The following is a 19,761-nucleotide window of genomic DNA, read 5'->3' on the forward strand; positions in this document are numbered from 1 at the left end:
TGCGATGATGCGGAATGATCCGATCAAGCATGTCTTCATCTGGCCGGCGGTGCTCGTCGTGCTGGCGATCTCGATCTTTCCGCTGATCTATTCGCTGACCACGAGCTTCCTCAGCTACCGCCTGATTCCGCCGATCCCGCCGCGCGTCGTGTGGCTCGGCAATTATGCGACGTTGTTGCAGGAGCCGCGGTTCTGGAATGCACTCTTCACCACGACGCTGATTGCGCTCGTCGCGGTCGGGCTGCAATACGCGATCGGGTTCGGCGTCGCGCTGGCGCTGAACGCGCGTGTGCCGGGCGAACGGCTGTTCCGTGTGGCCCTGCTGCTGCCGATGCTGCTGGCGCCCGTCGCGGTCGCGCTGGTGGCGCGCATGATCTTCAATCCGACGATGGGACCGCTCAATCAGTTCCTGTCGAAGTTCGGCCTGGTGAACCTGCCGTTCCTGACCAATGGACATTGGGCACTCGCCTGTATCATCGCGGTCGAGGTCTGGCAGTGGACCCCGTTCGTCATCCTGATGATGCTGGCCGGGCTGCAGACGCTTCCCGAAGATGTCTACGAGGCCGCCGAGCTCGAGAATGCCAGCGCCTGGCAGCAGTTCTGGGGCATCACCTTTCCGATGATGCTGCCGATCTCGGCCGCCGTCGTCTTCATCCGTCTGATCGAGAGCTACAAGATCATGGACACGGTGTTCGTGATGACGGGCGGCGGGCCGGGCGTGGACACCGAGACGCTGACGCTGTTCGCCTATCAGGAAGGTTTCAAGAAGTTCAATCTTGGCTACACATCGGCGCTCAGCTTCCTGTTCCTGATCGCGATCACGATCATCGGCGTGACTTACCTGGCGCTGCTGCGGCCGCATCTGGAGAAGCGCCGATGAGCGGGCAGGGCTTGACGGGACTGTCGCCATGGAGCCGCCGCCTGGTCGCGGCCGGTGTTCTCATCTGGTGCATGATCACGGTGTTTCCGCTCTATTGGGTGGTGGTGACCGCCTTCAAGACGCCGCCCGGCGTCGTCGGCGGACCTACCTATCTGCCGTTCATCGACTTCACGCCGACCTTGCAGCCCTTCATCGATCTCTATCAGGGCATCCGCGGCGAGTTCTTCCGGACCTTCCTGAACTCGACCATCGTTGGCTTGTCCGCGGCGGCCATCGCCACGGCGATCGGCGCGATGGCGGCCTATGCGCTGGTGCGCTTCGAATTCAAGGTCCGCTTCGGCGCGGGCCTCGTGTTCTTCCTGCTCGCGCTCGGCGGCTACCTGCTGTTCAACACGACGTTCGGGTTCACCCGCCCGCAAGCCCTGTTGCTGGCCTTTCCGATCGCGCTGATCGTGGCCGTCGCCGCCAACCGCCTGCCGTTGCCGGGACCGATCCTCGGCAATGAGGACATCCTGTTCTGGTTCGTCAGCCAGCGCATGTTCCCGCCTATCGTCACTGCCTTCGCGCTGTATCTGCTCTACAGCGAGATCGGCCGGCTCGGCTTCCAGCTGATCGACAGTTTTGTCGGCCTGACGCTGTGCTACGTCGCCTTCTCGCTGCCGATCGTGGTCTGGCTGATGCGTGACTTCTTCGAGGCGATCCCGATCGAGGTCGAGGAGGCGGCGATGGTCGACAATGTGCCGAGCTGGCGCATCTTCCTCGGCATCGTGGTGCCGATGTCGATGAACGGACTGCTGGCGACGTTCATGATCACGCTGGCCTTCGTCTGGAACGAGTTTCTGTTCGCGCTGTTCCTGACCAATTCCAGATGGCAGACGCTGCCGATCCTGGTGGCGGGACAGAACAGCCAGCGCGGCGACGAATGGTGGGCGATATCGGCTGCGGCGCTCGTCGCCATCGTTCCCATGATGATCATGGCGGGCCTGCTCAGCCGGATGATGCGGTCGGGCCTGCTGCTCGGGGCCATCAAATAGCAAAAAACCTTGTAGGGAGGACTAGACGATGTTGCGACGGACGTTCCTGATGCTGACCACCTCGCTCGCGATGGCTTGTGCCGCGAGCCAGGCGAATGCTGCCTGCAGTCCGGACTATACCGGCGTCACCCTGACGGTGGCGTCGCAGACCGGGCCGTATATCGCCTCCGCGCTCAAGCTCGGCGCGGACGAATGGGCCAAGAAGACCTGCGGCAAGGTCAATGTCGTCGAATTCCCGTGGTCCGAGCTCTATCCGAAGATCGCGACATCGCTGACGGCGTCGGACGCGACGTTCGACCTCGTCAGCTTCGCGCCGGCCTGGCTGCCGGACTTTGTGCCCTATCTCAGCGAGATGCCGAAGGAGATGCAGTCCGGCAAGGACTGGGACGATATCGAGCCGGCCTATCGCGAACGGCTGATGGTGTGGGAAGGCAAGATCTACTCGCAGTCGATGGATGGTGACGTCCACACCTATACCTACCGCACCGACCTGTTCAGCGATCCCAAGGAGAAGGACGCGTTCAAGGCCAAATACGGCTACGACCTCGCACCGCCGAAGACCTGGAAGCAGTATCTCGACATTGCCGAGTTCTTCCAGCGGCCAGACAAGGGGCTGTGGGGAACGGCGGAAGCCTTCCGCCGCGGCGGTCAGCAGTTCTGGTTCTTCTTCAGCCATGCGGCGGCCTACACCAACAATCCGAACTATCCGGGCGCGATGTTCTTCGACCCCGAGACGATGGACGCACAGATCAACAACCCGGGATGGGTGAAGGGGCTCGAGGAATACATCAGGGCATCGAAGCTCGGGCCGCCCAACGCGCTGAATTTCTCGTTCGGCGAGGTGAACGCGGCCGTGGCCGGCGGCCAGGTTGCGGAATCGATCGGCTGGGGCGACACCGGTGTCATCGCCGCCGACCCGAAGCAGTCGAAGATCTCGGGCAAGGTTGGTTCGGCGATGCTGCCCGGTTCGGACCAGATCTGGAACGCCAAGACCAAGAAGTGGGACAAGTTCCCGAGCGTGCTTCCGGGCCCGTTCATGGCATTCGGCGGCTGGCAGATCGCGGTGCCGAAGGCCGGCAAGAACCAGAAGGCGGCGTGGGATTTCGTCAAGACGCTGACAAGTCCTGAAGTGTCGGGCCAGGCGGCGATCACCGGCGGCAGCGGTGTCAATCCCTATCGCAAATCGCACACCGCCAATCTGCAACTGTGGAGCAAGATCTTCTCGCCGGAAGAGGCCAAGGAATATCTCGGCGCGCAATCGGACTCCATCAATGCCAAGAACGTCGCGCTCGACATGCGTCTGCCCGGCTACTTCTCTTATACCGAGGTGGTGGAGATCGAGCTCGGCAAGGCGCTGGCCGGCCAGACCACGCCGCAGGCGGCGCTCGACGCGATGGCCAAGGAGTGGAATCGGCTGACCGACGAGTTCGGCCGGGCCAAGCAGCTCGCGGCCTATCGCGCGGCGATGGGCCTTCCGCCGAAGAACTAGCTTTCCAGTGAGAGGTCCCGGATGATGCGCGAGCATCGTCCGGGACTTGACTTGCCGTCGACGAAGGGGCGGAAAAGGATTCCATGGCGCACGTCGAGATCGAGAACGTCAGCAAGGCATACGGGCCCTACAAGATCATTGAAGGGCTCGACCTCAACGTGGCCGACGAGGAGTTTGTCGTGCTTGTCGGCCCGTCCGGCTGCGGCAAGACGACGACGTTGCGCATGATCGCGGGACTGGAGGCGGTGACGAGCGGAACTATCCGCATCGGCAATCGCGACGTGACGCAATTGCGTCCCGGCTTGCGCAATTGCGCGATGGTGTTCCAGAACTACGCGCTCTACCCGCATATGACGGTCGCAGAGAACATCGGCTACGGCATGAAGGTGCGGGGCGAATCGCGCGCCAGCATCGAGAAGGCCGTCAATGACGTGGCGCGCGTGCTTGACCTCGAACAATATCTGCAGCGCCGGCCCAAGCAGCTCTCGGGCGGGCAGCGCCAGCGCGTGGCGATCGGCCGTGCCATTGTGCGCAGCCCGGATGTATTTCTGTTCGACGAGCCATTGTCCAATCTCGACGCCAAGCTCCGCATCGAGATGCGGACCGAGATCAAGGCGCTGCACCGCCGTCTCGCCAAGACGATCGTCTATGTCACGCACGACCAGGTCGAAGCCATGACCATGGCCGACCGTGTCGTGGTGATGAACCGCGGCCGCATCGAACAGGCGGCCGATCCGATCACGATCTACGAGAAGCCCAGCAATCTCTTCGTCGCCGGCTTCATGGGCGCGCCCAGCATGAATTTCATCCACGGCGAGATCGTCGCGCGCGACGGCGCGCTCACCTTCACCGAGCCGTCGGGCACGGCGTTGAGAGTGCCGAAGTCACGCGAGGCGGCCTATGCCGGCAGCGTCGGCAAGCCCGTGGTGCTCGGCGTCAGGCCCGACCATGTGTTGCGGCAAGACGAGCCGGCGGGCTCTTCCGTCCGGATCCTTGTGAAAGACGTGGAGCCGCTCGGGCCGCACACGCTGGTGATCGGGACCGTCGGCCCATTCGCGTTCACGGCGCAAATGCCGGTCGGCGTCGCCGCGGAACCGGATCATGTCATCGACGTCGCGCTCGATCTTGAGCGAACGCACTTGTTCGACAAGGCGTCTGGGACGGCTATTTGCTGATCCGCCGCAGCCTGGCCCGACAACCGCCTGCCTAGCTTAAGAACCCTCGCGCGCGCCGGACCGTGTCGGACGGATACAGGCCGAAGGCCGAGCGGTACACCGCAGCGAAACGGCCCATATGCGTAAAGCCCCACTTCAGGGCAACTTCGCTGACCGGAAGCATGTTCTCCGGTCGCGACAGCTCATCGTGGATTGCCTCAAGCCGAATTTGCCGCAAATAGGCGACCGGCGTCGTGCCGTGGATTTTGCGGAAGCCCAATTGCAGCAACCGGCTGCTGACCCCAACCGTTGCGGCAATATCCGATATCGTCAGCGGCAGATGCGGATTGGCCCGCATATACTCGACCGCACGCCGAATGTAGCGCGGCGGCGCATCCAGCGGGTGGCGGCTCAACCGGTCGGTCAACCGATGGGGAACGTTCTCAAGGATGAGCTGTATCGCTGCTTCCGATAGCAGCGCGCTGGCTTTCGGAGAGCGTACCAGGATCCCGTCATACAAACCGGTGGTGCTCGTGCGGACAAGCTGAAGGAGGGTCTGTCCAATGCCGGTAGACAAGTCGACGATCGGCGTCAGATTGAGATCTTCCAGCGCCGTGCTCCCGAACGTCGCAGACAGCACCTTTGTAACTACGCCCGTATGCAAGGTGAGCGTGACGCTTGAGTATCGTCCATCGACCGCTTCGACCCGCTGCGCTTGCATCGTCGGGAGGGGCACGATGGCGATCTCGGAGGGGGTCCGCTGGATGCTCTTTCCTGCAATGAGCATTTCGGCCCGGCCGGCATTCAGCAGGCTTATCGCGAGCTCTCCGGCAGAATTCTCGTATGAATAGCGCCAATCCCAACCGGCCGACAGATCGGCCCGTACGACGTCAATTTCCGCGCCGATGGCTATATCCGCATGCCAGCGAAACGATTCGTCAGATCGCGGCGAGGAATGCGCATTGATCCCGTGGGGGTGGAGCAATTCAAGGAGTTCTTCAAACGAAGATCCCGATCGCGCGGGAGGTGCAGCGAGTACGTCTTCGACCATCAAATCCCAACCATCGGATGATTGCTGTTTCGCGGATTGCCCGATCCATCAGACCGGCTTTCCGCTGTTCAGGGGCGTCCGCCCGCACGCATAGACCGCATCACCACACTAGCACAGCTTTGGTGATTTCAGGTCGCGTGCCCTTTCTCACAATTTCTTCAATATCCGAATAGCGAACAGAATATCCAGATCGCGCAATCGAGCCGCGAAAGCTAGCATTTGATCTAATCCGCTCGCCTGCATCAAGCGAACGTTCCGATTCAATCCGCCGCGCCGACGTCCGAGAGCACCAGCGGATGCACAGCATTCGCGATCGACTGTCCTAGCCACAATCCGAACGCCTCCATCCGGAATGCGACGTCGTCCATGGACTCGTAGCCCATTTGGCCTAAATCGTCACGACCAACTCAAACGGGTTATGAAAGCATGCTTACAAGGATTACTTGCGTACTCGCGCTTACAGTTCTTTCGTCCATGCCTGCGCTGGCCGATGGTTGCGCAGATCACGTCCAGAGCACCGGCGTTCCCATGGTAACGGGCATGACGCACAAGACCTGGATGATCTTCCCGTCGGTCAATCCCGGTGCCGCCCTCGACAAGGTGTCCCGCGCCGTTCTGGCGGAGGGTTTTGTCGGTGTGAACGTCGACAAGAAACTCGGCACGCTGACCACCCAACAGGAGACCACCGGATCCGGCCGGCCACAAACGTTGCAGGTCGTCGTCCGCAAGGACGGCAAGGGTAGCCGCGTCGATGCGACCTTCAGCTTGCCGCCGGGACAGTTGGCTCCAGGTGTCGGCGATAACCTCTGCCGCGTCGTGAACGCAGCCGGCCAATGAGCTCCATCCATCTGTGAAGCAGGCTGACGCGCGAATTGTAACCGGCCGCGCGTGTCCGGGTGTCGTCCGGTCCGGGACCAGGCGAGCCCATCCATGTCGAGGGAATCGGGACGCAGGTGCCGGCCTGCGCCCACAGCAATGAAGCAGGAGATCTGATGCGTAGGGCTCGCTTTGCGAAAGTTGTTTTGATGGCCGCCACCGGTGCCATGGTGTTTTCGGCCTCCGCCATTTCGGCTCCGTTGCAGCACGGTGCCGGCATTGCGGCGGCAGTGCCGTCGTTGACCGAGAAGGTCTGGTGCCGTTACGGGCAGTGCTATGACAATGGCGGCGGCGCTGCCGTCGGTGGACTGGTCGGTGGCCTCATCGGCGGCGTCATCGCGGCCGGCGCAGCCAACGCGGCCGCGCAGCAGGAAGCTGCCGCCGCCCAGCAGCACGCGGCGTCCTGCGCCCAGCGCTATCGCTCGTACGATGCGGCGTCGAATACGTTCCAGGCAAAGGACGGCCGACGGTATCCCTGCCAGTGAGACTGCAGCAGGCTTGCGGCACCGGAACGGGGAAGTGAAACCGCCGCTCCAGGCGATAATCCTCGGCGCCGAGCTGAGCACGAATGGAGCTCCGGCCAGTGAGCCGGAGCAGGCGTTCGAGCGCCCCAGGAGCCGCAACGTGGCTTCTGGCGGCGAATTGGCCAGGACCTTTGACTGAACGGGTTCCCGCGCTGCGCCTGGATGCGCGGATCGAGGGAATTTGTCGGGAATCGCAGAGCGGGCGGCCCACGGCGGCTTCTGACGCGATCGTTTTCTATGCTATCACGCGATCCGTCGAAACTGCGCTCGTGGCAGGATCTGCCCGAACCTTACGAATCCGGATCTCGATGATGCTGTCGCTTCCCAAGACCAAAATACGCGTGCTGCTGCTGGAGGGCGTGAACGAATCCGCGGCCCGGATGTTCGAGGCGAACGGCTATACCGAGCTGCAACGCCTGCCCAAGGCGCTGGGTCCGAAAGAACTCCGGCAGGCGCTGTCGGGTATCCATATGCTGGGAATTCGCTCGCGAACCCAGTTGACCGCGGAGATCCTCGAGGCTGCCGACCGATTGCTCGTTGTCGGCTGCTTTTCAGTCGGCACCAATCAGGTCGATCTCGACGCCGCGCGGAAGCTCGGAATCCCCGTCTTCAACGCGCCATACTCCAACACCCGCAGTGTGGCGGAGCTGACCATCGCCGAGATCGTGATGCTGTTCCGCCGGATCTTTCCGCGTTCGGTCTCCGCACATGCCGGCGGCTGGGACAAGTCCGCCGAAGGCAGCCGCGAGGTTCGCGGCAAGACGCTCGGCATCGTCGGCTACGGCAACATCGGCTCGCAGCTGTCGAACCTGGCCGAAGCCATGGGCATGCGCGTGGTCTATTTTGATCAGACCGACAAGCTCCGCCATGGCAATACCGAGCCCGCCGAATCGCTCGACGCGTTGCTCGCAGCCAGCGACGTCGTATCGCTGCATGTGCCGGAGACGCCGGCCACCGCCAACATGATCGGCGCGGCCCAGCTCCAGCTGATGAAGCCTGAGGCCTATCTGATCAACAACTCGCGCGGCACCGTGGTCGATCTCGATGCGCTGGCGAGCGCCCTGCGTGAGGGCCGGCTGGCGGGTGCCGCCGTCGACGTGTTTCCTGTCGAGCCGGTGTCGAACGAGGCGCGCTTTGTCTCGCCGCTGCAAGGTCTCCCTAACGTCATCCTCACGCCGCATGTCGGCGGTTCGACGGAAGAGGCGCAGGATCGCATCGGCGGCGAGGTTGCACGCAAGCTGATCGATTATTCCGATGTCGGGTCGACCTTCGGCGCGGTCAATTTTCCGCAGGTGCAATTGCCGGCGCGCCCGACCGGCACCCGTTTCATCCATGTTCACCGCAACGTTCCCGGCGTCATGCGCCAGGTCAACGACGCGGTCTCCCGGCACGGGATCAACATCCTGGCGCAATATCTGCAGACCGATCCGGAAGTCGGCTATGTCGTGCTCGAGACCGACGTGGTTGGCGGCGAGGGTGAGGGGCTGTTGGCCGATTTGAAAGCCATTGACGGCACGATCCGCGTGCGGGTGCTGTACGACCAGAACCGGCCGCAGGGGTGATCGACTTCGTCAATCAGCCGAGAACCCGAACGGAACGCTCGAGGTCCTGAAATCGTCGGGAAGAATCTCGCGTCCGATCGGCGGCGCCGACCGTGCCGCGCATCTTGGGCGATGGCAGACCCGGCATGCGACGCCGATCGGCGTCGGCTCCTCGGCGTTCGGCCCCTGTCCGTCGCGCGTGTAGATGAGCTGGCCGGCATGTTCGGCGGCGCAGCCGATCGCGATCGCCCGCTCGACGCGGATGGCGCCGAACGCGCCGCCGCCGGCGGTCACGGTGCGGGCGATCGAAAAGAACCGCTGTCCATCGGGCAATTCCAGCCATTGCGTGACGATCTGGCGCGGCGTCTTGAAAATATCGTGCACTGACCACAGCGGACATGCGCCGCCGTGCTTTGCAAAGGGGAAGCCGGCACCGTCAAGCAGCTTGGAAATGTTGCCGGCCGGATCGACCCGGATCAGGAAGAACGGGACCTTCTCGAGTCCCGGCCGTTGCAAGGTCGTGACGCGGTGCGCGATCTGCTCGAAGCTGGTGCCGAATTGACGCGCCAGCGCTTCCAGATCGTAGCGGCGCGCCTCGACCGCTTTCGCGAACACGGAATACGGCATGATGAGTGCGGCCGCGGCATAGGCCGCAAGGGCGCGGCGGGCCAGCAGCTCGGCGCTTTTGGTCGTAAACTTGCCGGCTTCGACGGCGGCGCCGATCTCGTTTTCCAGTTCCAGATAGGCAAGTTGCTTGGCCAGCTGAAAATTCAGGCCCGCGGTATCGAGCGAGTCCTCGAGCAGCAATTGTCTGCGATGCAGGTCCAGTCGCCTGATCGAACCCAGCATGACGTTCGGCGGCAGATAGCGGACCTGGAGTTTATGCCGCTCCCGAAGCCGCTCGATGAATCCGGCCGGCCCGGCAGGTTCGTGGACGAGCCGCTCGGCGGCATCGTCGAGGCTGGCAAAATTGTTGCGGCGCGCGGCGAGAAAACGTCGGACCTCCGCAACGGGATCGTTGGCGTCAAAGTTCTCCTGACCCGGTGAAGCGATCGCCAGGTCCGGAGCTCGTCGCTCTGCAAGCGCCAGCTGCTCTTCGCGATAGGCGGTGTAGAGGCGCAGGAACGCCTCGGTCATTCCGGGATAGCTGACCGCGAGGTCGCTGACCTCGAGCGCGGGGATGTCGATGTCGGCAAACATCGGTTCCTTCAGGACGGACTGCATGCGGGCGGTGTGATCGGCACCGCCATCGCCGGCGAGATCGGCCAGATCGATCTTGTAGGTGCGGGCGAGCCGCAGCAGCATGTCGGCCGTCACCGGGCGCTGGTTACGTTCCAGCAGCGCCACATAGGGGGCCGAGATTTCGAGATCGGCGGCCATGTCGGCCTGGGTCAGCCCGAGGTCGCGCCGCAGCCGGCGCAGTCGCGGACCCATGAAAACGGAACGGGCGCTTGAGGTTACCATCGCCATATCCAAGATTTGTAAGATTCTTACAACAATACATCAGTTTCTTGTAAGTTATGACAAGTTTTCCGCGCCAGGTCTAGCTCCCGATGACGCCGCGCGTCACAAACGGTGCAGTTATTTCGTCACCGAAGGGATCACGGACATGAACTTCCAACCGCGCGGGATCAGCGACCGGGCCATCCAGGGACCGGCTTCGTATCAGAGCGAGATCGAGGCGGCCGAAGCGCTGCTCAAGAACAAGGACACCTGGAACGGCGTCACCGCCGAAGCCGTGGCGCGGATGCGCCTGCAGAACCGCTTCAAGACCGGTCTGGATGTCGCCCGTTACACGGCTGCGCTGATGCGCGCCGACATGGCGGCCTATGACGCCGATAGCACCAAGTACACCCAGTCGCTCGGCTGCTGGCACGGCTTCATCGCCCAGCAGAAGCTGATCTCGGTCAAGAAGCACTTCGGCAATACCGACCGCCGCTATCTGTATCTGTCCGGCTGGATGATCGCGGCGCTGCGCTCCGAGTTCGGCCCGCTGCCGGACCAGTCGATGCATGAGAAGACCTCGGTGCCGGCCCTGATCGAGGAGCTCTACACCTTCCTGCGTCAGGCGGATTCGCGTGAGCTGAACGACATCTTCCGTGCGCTCGATGCGGCCCGCAAGGAAGGCGACAAGGCCAAGGAAAAGGCGCTGATCGAGAAGATCGACAACTTCCAGACCCACGTCGTGCCCGTCATCGCCGACATCGACGCCGGCTTCGGCAATGCCGAGGCGACCTATCTGCTTGCCAAGAAGATGATCGAGGCGGGCGCCTGCGCGCTGCAGATCGAGAACCAGGTCTCCGACGAGAAGCAGTGCGGCCACCAGGACGGCAAGGTGACCGTGCCGCACGAGGTGTTCATCGCGAAGATCCGCGCCTGCCGCCATGCGTTCCTCGAGCTCGGCGTCGAAGACGGCATCATCGTGACCCGTACCGACTCGCTCGGCGCCGGCCTGACCCAGCAGATCGCCGTGAGCCATAAGCCCGGCGACCTCGGCGATCAGTACAACAGCTTCCTCGACTGCGAGGAAGTGACGGCGGCCAATGCGCGCAACGGCGACGTCATCATCAACCAGAACGGCAAGATGATGCGTCCGAAGCGTCTGCCCAGCAACCTCTACCAGTTCCGTCCCGGCACCGGTGCGGATCGCTGCGTGCTCGACTGCATCACCTCGCTGCAGAACGGCGCCGACCTCTTGTGGATCGAGACCGAGAAGCCGCATATCGAGCAGATCGCCTCGATGGTCGATCGCATCCGCAAGGTCATTCCGAACGCGAAGCTGGCGTACAACAACTCGCCGTCGTTCAACTGGACGATCAACTTCCGTTGGCAGGTCTATGACGCGATGAAGGATGCCGGCAAGGATGTCAGCAAGTACAACCGTGCCGAGCTGATGAAGCCGGAATACGACGAGACGCCGCTGGCGATCGAAGCCGACGAGCGCATCCGTACCTTCCAGGCGGATTCGGCCAAGCGCGCCGGCATCTTCCACCATCTGATCACGTTGCCGACCTATCACACGGCGGCGCTGTCGACCGACAATCTCGCGAAGGAGTATTTCGGCGAGCAGGGCATGCTTGGCTACGTCAAGAACGTGCAGCGCGCGGAGATCCGCCAGGGCATCGCCTGCGCCAAGCATCAGAACATGGCGGGCTCCGACATCGGCGACGATCACAAGGAGTACTTCGCCGGTGAGGCTGCCCTCAAGGCGGGCGGCGCCCACAACACGATGAACCAGTTCGGCTAATCGATCGAACGGATCATTCGACTATCGGCTGGACGGTCTGGCGCGCGAGCAGCCTGGCCTGTCCGCCGGCGGCGGGGCGATTTTCGACCACGGTGACGCGGTCGAGATCGCCCCGTAACGTTTTTGGCCACGATCCCCTCAAGCCCGCCCACTTGCAGAGGTTCGCACGTTCCACGCGCGTGTGGTAATGCGTCGCTGCGATCTTGAGGGCATGCCACGCGATGAGTGTCGGGCACTACGCATCCGCTGTCACCAGCTCCGCCGTGATGGAACGGCTGAAGCCGTTCGATCCCCGTATCGTCGGAACGCTGCCGCTCGGCCTCGCCGTGCCCGGCAGCGACATCGATATCGTCTGCCATGCGTCCGACCCGAACGCATTCGCGGACAACGTTTGGGCGCACTACCAAGCGTGCGATGATTTCGTCCTCTTCCGGTGGACCTCGAGGACGCGGCCGGTGATTGCCCGCTTTGTGTGCGACGGCTGGCCGTTCGAACTGTTCGGTGATCAACGCCCGGTGGAGCAGCAACGAGGCTGGATCCACTTCGAGGTCGAACGGCGGCTGCTTGCACTTGATGATGGACGGCTGCGGCGAGCCGTCAGCGAATTGAGGGCAGGCGGTCTCAAGACCGAGCCTGCGTTCGCTACCGTGCTCGGGATATCGGGCGATCCCTATCGTGGATTGCTTGAGCTCGCGGCCGAACCGGACGCCGAGTTACATGCCCGGCTCGCGGCGTGCGATTTCGGCTGATCGCCAAATTGATGAAACGGCTTCATTCGCCCGGAACGAGGTGGCCGACCGGCGGCCGCGCCAAGCGCCGGTGCCTGCGACGGGACAGATAAAGCAGCAGGCCGGTCACGGCGAACAGCGGCATCATGGCGGCGGCCAGCATGAAGGCGAGCTTGCCGGGCCATCCCAGGATGGCGCCGCGGTGGATGTCGAGCACGCTGGCGAGGACGCGTTCGCCAAACGTCTTGTCGTCGTAGCGATCCGATGAGATGACACGGCCGGTGAGGGCATCGATGCGGAATTCGTCACGCACCGCCTCGCGCGACGAGTCTCGCGGCCAGGACCGCACGCGCACGGCCGTGCCCGCGCCGGCCGGCAGCGTCATGAGGACCCTTCCGTAACCGTCATTCTCCTGCTGCAGGAACGCCGACCAGACGTGATCGAAGGCAAGCGGCTTTGCCTCAGCCTTCGCTTCAGACTTCGTTTCAGCCTTGGCTTCACTCTTGCTTTCGGCAGCCGCCGCGCCGCGCGGGGACTTTGATGACATCGCCGCGGCCGTGGCCTGAGGCCGCGCGAACAGCCAGTTGGCGCCGGCCTTGTACCATTCGAACGAATACCACAGGCCGGTCAGCGTCATCACCAGATAGACCGGCAGCACCCAGGTCCCGATCACGGCGTGCAGCGAGCGATGCAGGCCGCGGCCGCGCAGTCCGAGATTCGGCTTCAGCCACATCTTCACGCTACGCGCACGACGCGGCCAGCGCAGCACGAGGCCGGTGATCAGCATCACGATCAGGCAGATCGCGGCGGTACCGGTGATCTTGCGCCCGATGCCATTGCCGTCGCCCGGCAACAGCAGCCAGCGATGCAGCTTGCGGACGGTTGCGAAAAAGTCCTCGCAGCGCGGCGAGCCGAGCACGTGCCCGTCATAGGGGTCGACATAGACCGAGGACGGCCGCGTGCCGCCTTCGCTGCGAGCGAAACGGATGCGGGCCGCGGCCGATGGATCGCTGGCCATCGTCACGGCCGAGACCTTGCCGAAATCGCCCGCCGCTGCCAGCCGCGCGATCAACTCGTCCGGCGTGAGCCGCCGGGCCGCGCTGGCCTCGACGCGCATCATCTGACTGTTCAGGCTGGCCTCGATCTCGTCCTCAAAGGCCATCGTCGCGCCGGTGAGGCCGACCACGGCCCACAGCAGCGCCAGCACAAGGCCGACCAGGGAATGGACCTGCAGCAGTGCAGCCTTGATCGGGCGCCGAACATCACTCATCAGAATTTCACCGTCGCCGAGAGCGAGAAGCGCCGCGCGTCGCCCATCGCGACCGTCAGGATGCTGTTGGCTGAAGGGTAGTAGACCGTGTCGAACAGGTTCTTGACGTTGAACTGGTAGATTACCGGGAACGACTGGACCTTGGTCTCGTAGGTCGCAAACACGTCCGCGACCGTGTAGGCCGGCAGCACGAAGCTGTTCGCGGCATCGCCGGGCCGGTCGCCGACATAGCGCGCGCCGCCGCCGAGGCGAAGCCGGCCGGGCAGGGTGGTGCCGAAATCATAGACGAGGTAGAGCGATGCGGTGTTCAGCGCGACATTCTGCAGGGCGTTGCCGGCGAGCGTCGGATCCTCGGTGACCCGCGCATCGGTATAGCCGTAGCTGCCGATCATGCTCCAGTTGTCAGTCAGCCTGCCGGTGACGTCGAGTTCGACGCCGCGCGAGCGAACCTTGCCTGCCGTACGGTACTCGACGATGCCAGTCGTGGAGTTGAGCTGCGAAACCAGAACGTTCTTCTTGTCGATGTCGTAGAGCGCAAGCGTGCCGGAGATCCGTTTGTTGAAGTCGAACTTGACGCCGGTCTCCCACTGGGTGCCCTCTTCGGGCGCGATGTTGGAGCCGATTACGACGCCGCCGGTAAGCGGCGCGATGGTCGAGGTGGGCTTCAGCGATTGCGTGTAGCTCGCATAGAGCGAGACCTGGTCGGTGAGCTTGAAGATGGCGCCGCCGAGCGGCAGCACCTTGTCGGCCGAGACATTGGTATTGGTGACGAACGGGCGGCCCTTGCCGGCGAGCTGGTCGTAATCCATGTAGCGCATGCCGCCGACCAGCGCGAAACGCTCGGTCAGATGCAGCGTGTCCTGGAAGAACAGCGACCACTGGCCGAGCTTGTCGGTCTGCGCGCTGTCGGCGGCGGACACCGTCGTCCCCGGCGTGATCAGCCCATAGACCGGATTGTAGAAGTTGAAGCTCGGGGTCGCCTGCCGGATCAGGTTGTCGCGATAGATCGTGCGGTACTGGCCGTCGCCGCCGAACAGCACTTCGTTGCGCATATCGCCGAGCCAGACATTGCCCTGCAAATAGGAGGTGCCGTAGCTGGCATTGCTGAGCGAGCCCCACGTGCCGTCATTGCTGCGGGTCTCGACGCCGGTCTTGGCGTTGACGCCGGTGATGCGGAACTGGTTGGCGCTGAAGGTTTCGGTGTTGTAGCTGTAGGCCGCGAACAGCTTCCAGTCTTGGTTCAATCGGTGCTCGACCGACGCCTGCATCAGGTCGGAGGCGCCCCACATGTTGTTGAAGGGCTCGTCGAGCCGCCGCGTCGCGGGGATCGCCAGCGGCGCCTTGGTCGCGGAATCGAATGCGGTGCCGCGGTCGAACGGCGTGATGAATTCGCGGTGCTCATAGTTGAGCTGGACGGTGGTGTTTTCGCCGTACCAGGCCAGCGACGGTGCGACCAGCATTTCGCGATGGCGCCCGAAATTGCGCCAGTAGTCCTCGCTCACGCCATAACCGATGAAGCGATAGGCGAGGCCGCGATCGCCGATCGGGCCGGTGATGTCGATGGTGCCGTCGGCTCCGGTCCTGGAGTTGGCGTAAGTCGAGCCGAGCAGGGTCACCGAACCATGCTGGTAGAGCTCGGGGCGCTTGCTGATCGTGTTGACGATGCCGCCGGGATCCATGATGCCATAGAGCAGCGACGCCGGGCCCTTCAGCACCTCGACGCTTTCGACCGCGGCGTTGAGGCTGCGGCCCTCCACCAGCGGCATGCCGTTGCGCATGATCGAGCCGTCGCGGTTGTCGCCGAAGCCACGGCGCATCACCGCATCCTGGGTGCCGGCCAGCGTATTGGCCTGGGTGACGCCGCTGACATTGGCCAGCGCGTCATCGAGGTTGCGCGGCAGCTGATCCTTCAGCACCTGCTCGGGCACGACGTTCACCGTCTGCGAGGTGTCGAGCGGTGAGGCGCCGCTGCGCAGCGTGGTTGAGCTTGGCATCGCGCGATAGTGCAGCTTGGCTTCGTTCAGCACAGCGGCGCTGGCTGCCGCGCGCTCCGACGGTGTCGGCGGCGCCGGTTGGACATTCCGGCTGCGCTGCCGTGCCGCGGCGGCCGCCTGCGTCCGCTGCGCCGGCTTTGCCGCGGCGGCCGCCGGCTTGCGCTTTTGCGTCGGCTGGTCGACCGAAACAGGCGGCAACGGGACGCTCGATTGGGCGTTCGCTGGCGTTGCTGCGGAGGCGACATCGGCGAGCAGGAATGCTGCGCCGATCAGCAGATGGGTGCGGCCCTTGTCAGCGGCATTTCGACGGTCGCCGACAACCCGGCCACCAGCATTCGCAGGCACTCTTGGACTTCCGATTCACGCGCACTTGGTCACGCCGCGCCTCTAGCAGTCGGCGCGCGTGAAAAGAACCGGAGCAAACTTGAATCTCTCTAACCGGAATGGATTTGAATCGTTCTAAGACGCGACAGGGCCCGCGCGTGTGCGCGAGCCCTGAACCCTGTAACTTGCTTGTCGCGTCTGCGCGTCAAATGGCCGTGCCATCGTTGCCCGAGGCTGCAGCCGTCGTCCTGTCACATCTCAGGTGTATGGTTCGCCGTATGCCGCGCGATGTCCTCACGACATCGCCAGGCTGACCGGTGCAGAGCCGACCATTCCGGTGCTGACGCCGTCGCGGGCCATCGATTCGATCGTGCCCCAGTTCTCGCGAAAGATCCGCGCCGCCTCATTGGCGCTTTCCGCCTGGATCGTCAGACTGCACGCGCGCCTCGTGCCGTTGCTGGCGAGCTGGAAGTAGAGAACATATCCAGACGATTCCGCACTCCGTGCGGCCAGCGGTGCATGCTGCATGTAGGTTTTCCCCAAAGTGTTTTTGTTGCGCCACCCGCGGGCAGGATTTGACAGGGATGCGGCACAGTCGTGGTCGCGATCGAGCTAAGCTGAACGTTTGTTCATTTTGTTGGCCGGTGTTGCCAGGATTCAACACCGGATGGAACTTGCTGTAGCTCGTCACTGCAACTAAGCCGCGATCGCGGCATCAGCTCAACCGTCGTGGCGTCTACGCGTCGCCCTCTGGATGGACCATCAGCGTCTCTTGGATCGCGGTGGCGAGCATCGCGCCGTCACGGTCGTGGACGCGCGCGATCGACAGCCCGCGGCCGCCATCCGCGCATGGGCTCTCGGTTTCGACATGCATCCAGGCGTCAGGCGAAAATACGCGATGAAACCAGATGCAATGGTTGAGGCTCGACAGATAGAGCGGCGCACGCGCCTGCAAGGCGTCGAGATGGCCGCCGACGCTGGAGAAGTTGAGCCACCAGTCTGAGAGATAGGCGAACACCGCGGCCTGGGCGCGGGAAGCAGCGGTAAGCGGCTGCCTGGATCTGATCCAGAAGCGCAGGCGCGGCTCTGCCGTCGCGGCCGAGAGCTGACGTTCGATCTCGGGGATGCGGAAATCCATGCTGGGCTTGATGTGCTGGGAATAAGGACCGAGCGGTCGCAACTGCGCCATCAGCCCGTCGGGGATCATGGTCAGATCTGGCAGGCTTTCCGGATCCTCTGAGGGGGTGAACGGCGCTGCGTGCCGCGGACCCGGTTGCGCTGCGCAGAACGTGGCCTGCGCGCTCAGGACCGTGCGCCCGTTGCCCTGGCTGCCCACGACGTGGCGGGAGGAAAATCGCTTGCCGTCCTGCAGAACCTCCGCGTCAAACGTGATGCGCCTGACAGGATCGGCGCCGCGCAGGAACAGGAGCTGCAGCATCGCGGCGGGACGATCTTCGGGCGCGCTGAGGGTCGCGGCCATCATCGCCTGGCCAAGGATCTGGCCGCCATAGGACCGGCCATTGAGATTGCCGTCGCCGAAGCGGCTGCGATAGCGGAGCGGGGCGATCGTCTCGAGCGAGACCAGCGCCTCGGCTGCTCGGTTGTCCCATTGATCGCACGTGGATTCGCTGGCTTCCGCGACGCGCTTGCCTTGCCCGTCCATTCCGATCACATCGCCGGGAATTTCTGCGGGCCCGGATAGAGCGGATAGCCGGCGGCGACACCGTATTCGCTGATGCCAAATCCGGTCTCGTTGCCGCTCTCGAGCCGGACGACATGATCCGACAGCGTCCGTGCGATGGCGCGCGTCGCCGCATCGTCGAGGTTCCAGATGTCGTGCCCGGCATGGCTCTCGCCGCGGTCGTCGCCATGGGTCCAGCCTTGCAGGCCGCCATACATGCCGGCCTTCAGATAGAATCGCGTCGGCAGTCCATGCATCCTGACGCGGCGCGGCTCGCCGCGCTCGAACGCGAAGGTGAAGTCGGCCACAGCGATGGTCTGGCCGAGCGGATCGTCGGCCCATTCGATCGCGTGCTCGACCGAGGTGACTTCGCGATGCGACACCGATCCGTCGGTCTCGCGGCGGAACTCGGTGCCCGAGAGGTAATGCGGCTTACCCGGCGTGCGCTCCTTGATGAAGATCGACAGCGCCGACTGTTCGAACTGGAACATCGACCAGGTCCAGAAGAAATTGCGATGGGTCGCGACCGGCGGCCTGGTCTCGTCGGTGCGCATCTCGGAGCGCAGGCCCCAGGAGCGGTCGCGCTGCCCCCACCACAGCTCGGGCTCGATGTCGTAACGCTTGCCGTCGGCGACGATCCAGCCGCGCCAGCGGCCGAATTGCGAGACGCGCGCGAGGTCTTCCCCGACGACCCCGTTGCGCTCGCGAAAATTCTGCTTCTCCTGCGCCGCCGGAAAGCTCGCCTTGAATTCGAGCGCGAAGCTGATGCCGGACGGATTGTCGGCGAGCGAGATCCTATGCAGGCTGTTACCATCGACGATCTCGATCCTGAGCCCGCCGACTTCCGTCTCTAGCGGACGGGTCCCGAGCCGGCGCGAGGCACGGAAATTGTGCTGACGCCGGCCGATGGTGATGCCGGCAAAGCCGTCCATCACGTTACGGTTCGGGTAATAGCCGAGCCCGATGTCGATCAGCAGTTCGCTGCCGTCGATCGGATGCGCGGTGTACCAGTAGCGTTCGGTGAACCTGGCATCGCCGCCGCCTGCCTTGGCAAACGGCTGCGGCGTCTGGTGGCCGATGAGGTCGTCCTGGGCTGTCAGCATTGTTCTTGTCCTTGTGTTTGAGCCGGTTCGGTCGGATGGGTGGCGCGGGATCAGTCCTTGGCCGTGCCGGCGCCCACGATGTCGCCGAACAGCACCCAGGTCTTGCCGTCGAAGCGGGCGAAACGGCGCTCGGTGATCGCTGCGTAGTCCTGCGGCGTGGTCTGGATCGTGATGCCCGGGAGCAGCATCGGCAGCTCGATGCCGCTGAGGTTGGTGGCCTGCTTCAGCACGTTCTCGCGCGTGAGATTGTCGCCGCAGCGCTGCAGGATGATGGCGCCGAGCTGGGCCGTGGTGTAGCCGGTCACCGCGATCACGTCGTTCGGGTCCATCCCCGGCATATATTTCGCGGCGAAGGCGAGATAGTCGGTCATGCCCTTGTCACTGGCCCAGGCTGGATCGTTCGGAGTCTTGTAGGAGGTCGTCGTCAGGATGCCGGTTGAGGCCTCGATGCCCGCCGGCACCAGCACGCCGGCGATCGAATTCGCGGTCGAGCCGAGGAAGATCAGCGGCTTCCAGCCGAGCTCGTGGATCTTGCGGATTGCCATCGAGGCAAACTTGTTCTGCGCGGCGATCAGGATGGTGTCGGCGCCGGACGCCTTCAAATTCACGATCTGGGAATCGATCGTAGGTTCGGTCGACTGATACATCGCCTCCTTGACGATCATGGTGTCGGCCTTGGCGCCGAGCCCTTCCTTCAGGCCGAGCACAAAATCCTTGCCGATGTCGTCGGCCTGCAGCAGCACGCCGATCCTGGCATCCGGCTTCTCGCGCAGCACGTAGCGCGCGATGATTCGGGACTCGTTGACGTAAGTCGGCGAGTAGGGCGTCGTCCAGGGGAACTGCTTGGGATCGTTCCAGCGGGTGC

17 protein-coding genes are annotated in these 19,761 nt (G+C 63.8%); 9 read left to right on the plus strand and 8 right to left on the minus strand.

Annotated features, from left to right (window positions below):
- Nucleotides 1-4 precede the first annotated feature (4 nt).
- From PMN64_RS24510 to PMN64_RS24525, 4 genes are all read left to right on the plus strand, one after another.
- Complete coding sequence (locus tag PMN64_RS24510; protein WP_411782469.1) at nucleotides 5-880, plus strand: carbohydrate ABC transporter permease; 876 nt, start codon at nucleotides 5-7, stop codon at nucleotides 878-880.
- Entirely contained in the window at nucleotides 877-1,914 is a 1,038-nt protein-coding gene (locus PMN64_RS24515) for a carbohydrate ABC transporter permease (RefSeq protein ID WP_411782470.1), read from the plus strand. The genes PMN64_RS24510 and PMN64_RS24515 overlap by 4 nt, the downstream gene beginning before the upstream one ends.
- A 49-nt stretch (nucleotides 1,915-1,963) precedes the next feature.
- On the plus strand, nucleotides 1,964-3,403 hold the full coding sequence (locus tag PMN64_RS24520; protein ID WP_411782483.1) for an extracellular solute-binding protein: 1,440 nt from the start codon (nucleotides 1,964-1,966) through the stop codon (nucleotides 3,401-3,403).
- Between the two features lie 83 nt (nucleotides 3,404-3,486).
- Nucleotides 3,487-4,578 carry an ABC transporter ATP-binding protein gene (locus tag PMN64_RS24525; RefSeq protein ID WP_411782471.1) on the plus strand — a complete coding sequence of 364 codons (1,092 nt, stop codon included), beginning with the start codon at nucleotides 3,487-3,489 and terminating at the stop codon, nucleotides 4,576-4,578.
- A gap of 31 nt (nucleotides 4,579-4,609) precedes the next feature.
- Here PMN64_RS24525 and PMN64_RS24530 read toward each other — a convergent pair whose 3' ends face one another.
- Nucleotides 4,610-5,608, minus strand: coding sequence for a helix-turn-helix transcriptional regulator (locus tag PMN64_RS24530; RefSeq protein WP_411782472.1), 999 nt, complete (start codon nucleotides 5,606-5,608; stop codon nucleotides 4,610-4,612).
- 540 nt (nucleotides 5,609-6,148) lie between these two features.
- Between PMN64_RS24530 and PMN64_RS24535 the strand changes: the two genes are divergently transcribed.
- The 3 genes from PMN64_RS24535 (at nucleotide 6,149) to serA (ending at nucleotide 8,570) form a co-directional block, all read left to right on the plus strand.
- Nucleotides 6,149-6,445 (plus strand): hypothetical protein, encoded by a 297-nt coding sequence (locus tag PMN64_RS24535; RefSeq protein ID WP_244435956.1) that lies wholly within the window; start codon nucleotides 6,149-6,151, stop codon nucleotides 6,443-6,445.
- Nucleotides 6,446-6,600: 155 nt separating this feature from the next.
- Entirely contained in the window at nucleotides 6,601-6,969 is a 369-nt protein-coding gene (locus tag PMN64_RS24540) for a BA14K family protein (RefSeq protein ID WP_411782473.1), read from the plus strand.
- Between the two features lie 347 nt (nucleotides 6,970-7,316).
- Nucleotides 7,317-8,570: a phosphoglycerate dehydrogenase gene (gene serA, locus PMN64_RS24545; protein WP_411782474.1), complete on the plus strand. Its 1,254-nt coding sequence runs from the start codon at nucleotides 7,317-7,319 to the stop codon at nucleotides 8,568-8,570.
- Nucleotides 8,571-8,579: 9 nt separating this feature from the next.
- Here the strand turns inward: serA and PMN64_RS24550 are convergent, their stop codons facing one another.
- Nucleotides 8,580-10,013, minus strand: coding sequence for a helix-turn-helix domain-containing protein (locus PMN64_RS24550; protein WP_411782475.1), 1,434 nt, complete (start codon nucleotides 10,011-10,013; stop codon nucleotides 8,580-8,582).
- A 145-nt stretch (nucleotides 10,014-10,158) separates the two neighbouring features.
- Between PMN64_RS24550 and PMN64_RS24555 the strand changes: the two genes are divergently transcribed.
- Nucleotides 10,159-11,796, plus strand: coding sequence for an isocitrate lyase (locus PMN64_RS24555; protein ID WP_411782476.1), 1,638 nt, complete (start codon nucleotides 10,159-10,161; stop codon nucleotides 11,794-11,796).
- 221 nt (nucleotides 11,797-12,017) lie between these two features.
- Nucleotides 12,018-12,545 (plus strand): DUF4269 domain-containing protein, encoded by a 528-nt coding sequence (locus PMN64_RS24560; RefSeq protein ID WP_028339613.1) that lies wholly within the window; start codon nucleotides 12,018-12,020, stop codon nucleotides 12,543-12,545.
- A 22-nt stretch (nucleotides 12,546-12,567) separates the two neighbouring features.
- Here PMN64_RS24560 and PMN64_RS24565 read toward each other — a convergent pair whose 3' ends face one another.
- The 6 genes from PMN64_RS24565 to PMN64_RS24590 all read right to left on the minus strand — a co-directional run.
- Nucleotides 12,568-13,794: a PepSY-associated TM helix domain-containing protein gene (locus tag PMN64_RS24565; protein WP_411782477.1), complete on the minus strand. Its 1,227-nt coding sequence runs from the start codon at nucleotides 13,792-13,794 to the stop codon at nucleotides 12,568-12,570.
- Nucleotides 13,794-16,133 (minus strand): TonB-dependent siderophore receptor, encoded by a 2,340-nt coding sequence (locus tag PMN64_RS24570; RefSeq protein ID WP_411782478.1) that lies wholly within the window; start codon nucleotides 16,131-16,133, stop codon nucleotides 13,794-13,796. Before PMN64_RS24570 ends, PMN64_RS24565 begins: the two co-directional genes overlap by 1 nt.
- A gap of 273 nt (nucleotides 16,134-16,406) precedes the next feature.
- The gene (locus PMN64_RS24575; protein WP_411782479.1) at nucleotides 16,407-16,640 is read right to left on the minus strand and encodes a hypothetical protein; all 234 of its coding nucleotides are present in this window, start codon (nucleotides 16,638-16,640) and stop codon (nucleotides 16,407-16,409) included.
- A 208-nt stretch (nucleotides 16,641-16,848) separates the two neighbouring features.
- Entirely contained in the window at nucleotides 16,849-17,775 is a 927-nt protein-coding gene (locus PMN64_RS24580; protein WP_411782480.1) for an acyl-CoA thioesterase, read from the minus strand.
- A 5-nt stretch (nucleotides 17,776-17,780) separates the two neighbouring features.
- On the minus strand, nucleotides 17,781-18,896 hold the full coding sequence (locus tag PMN64_RS24585) for a hypothetical protein (RefSeq protein WP_411782481.1): 1,116 nt from the start codon (nucleotides 18,894-18,896) through the stop codon (nucleotides 17,781-17,783).
- A 50-nt stretch (nucleotides 18,897-18,946) separates the two neighbouring features.
- On the minus strand, nucleotides 18,947-19,761 hold an 815-nt coding region (locus PMN64_RS24590; protein WP_411782482.1), incomplete at its 5' end, for an ABC transporter substrate-binding protein.

It is taken from the genome of Bradyrhizobium sp. UFLA01-814 (genome assembly GCF_046718885.1).
Classification (GTDB): Bacteria; Pseudomonadota; Alphaproteobacteria; order Rhizobiales; family Xanthobacteraceae; genus Bradyrhizobium; species Bradyrhizobium elkanii.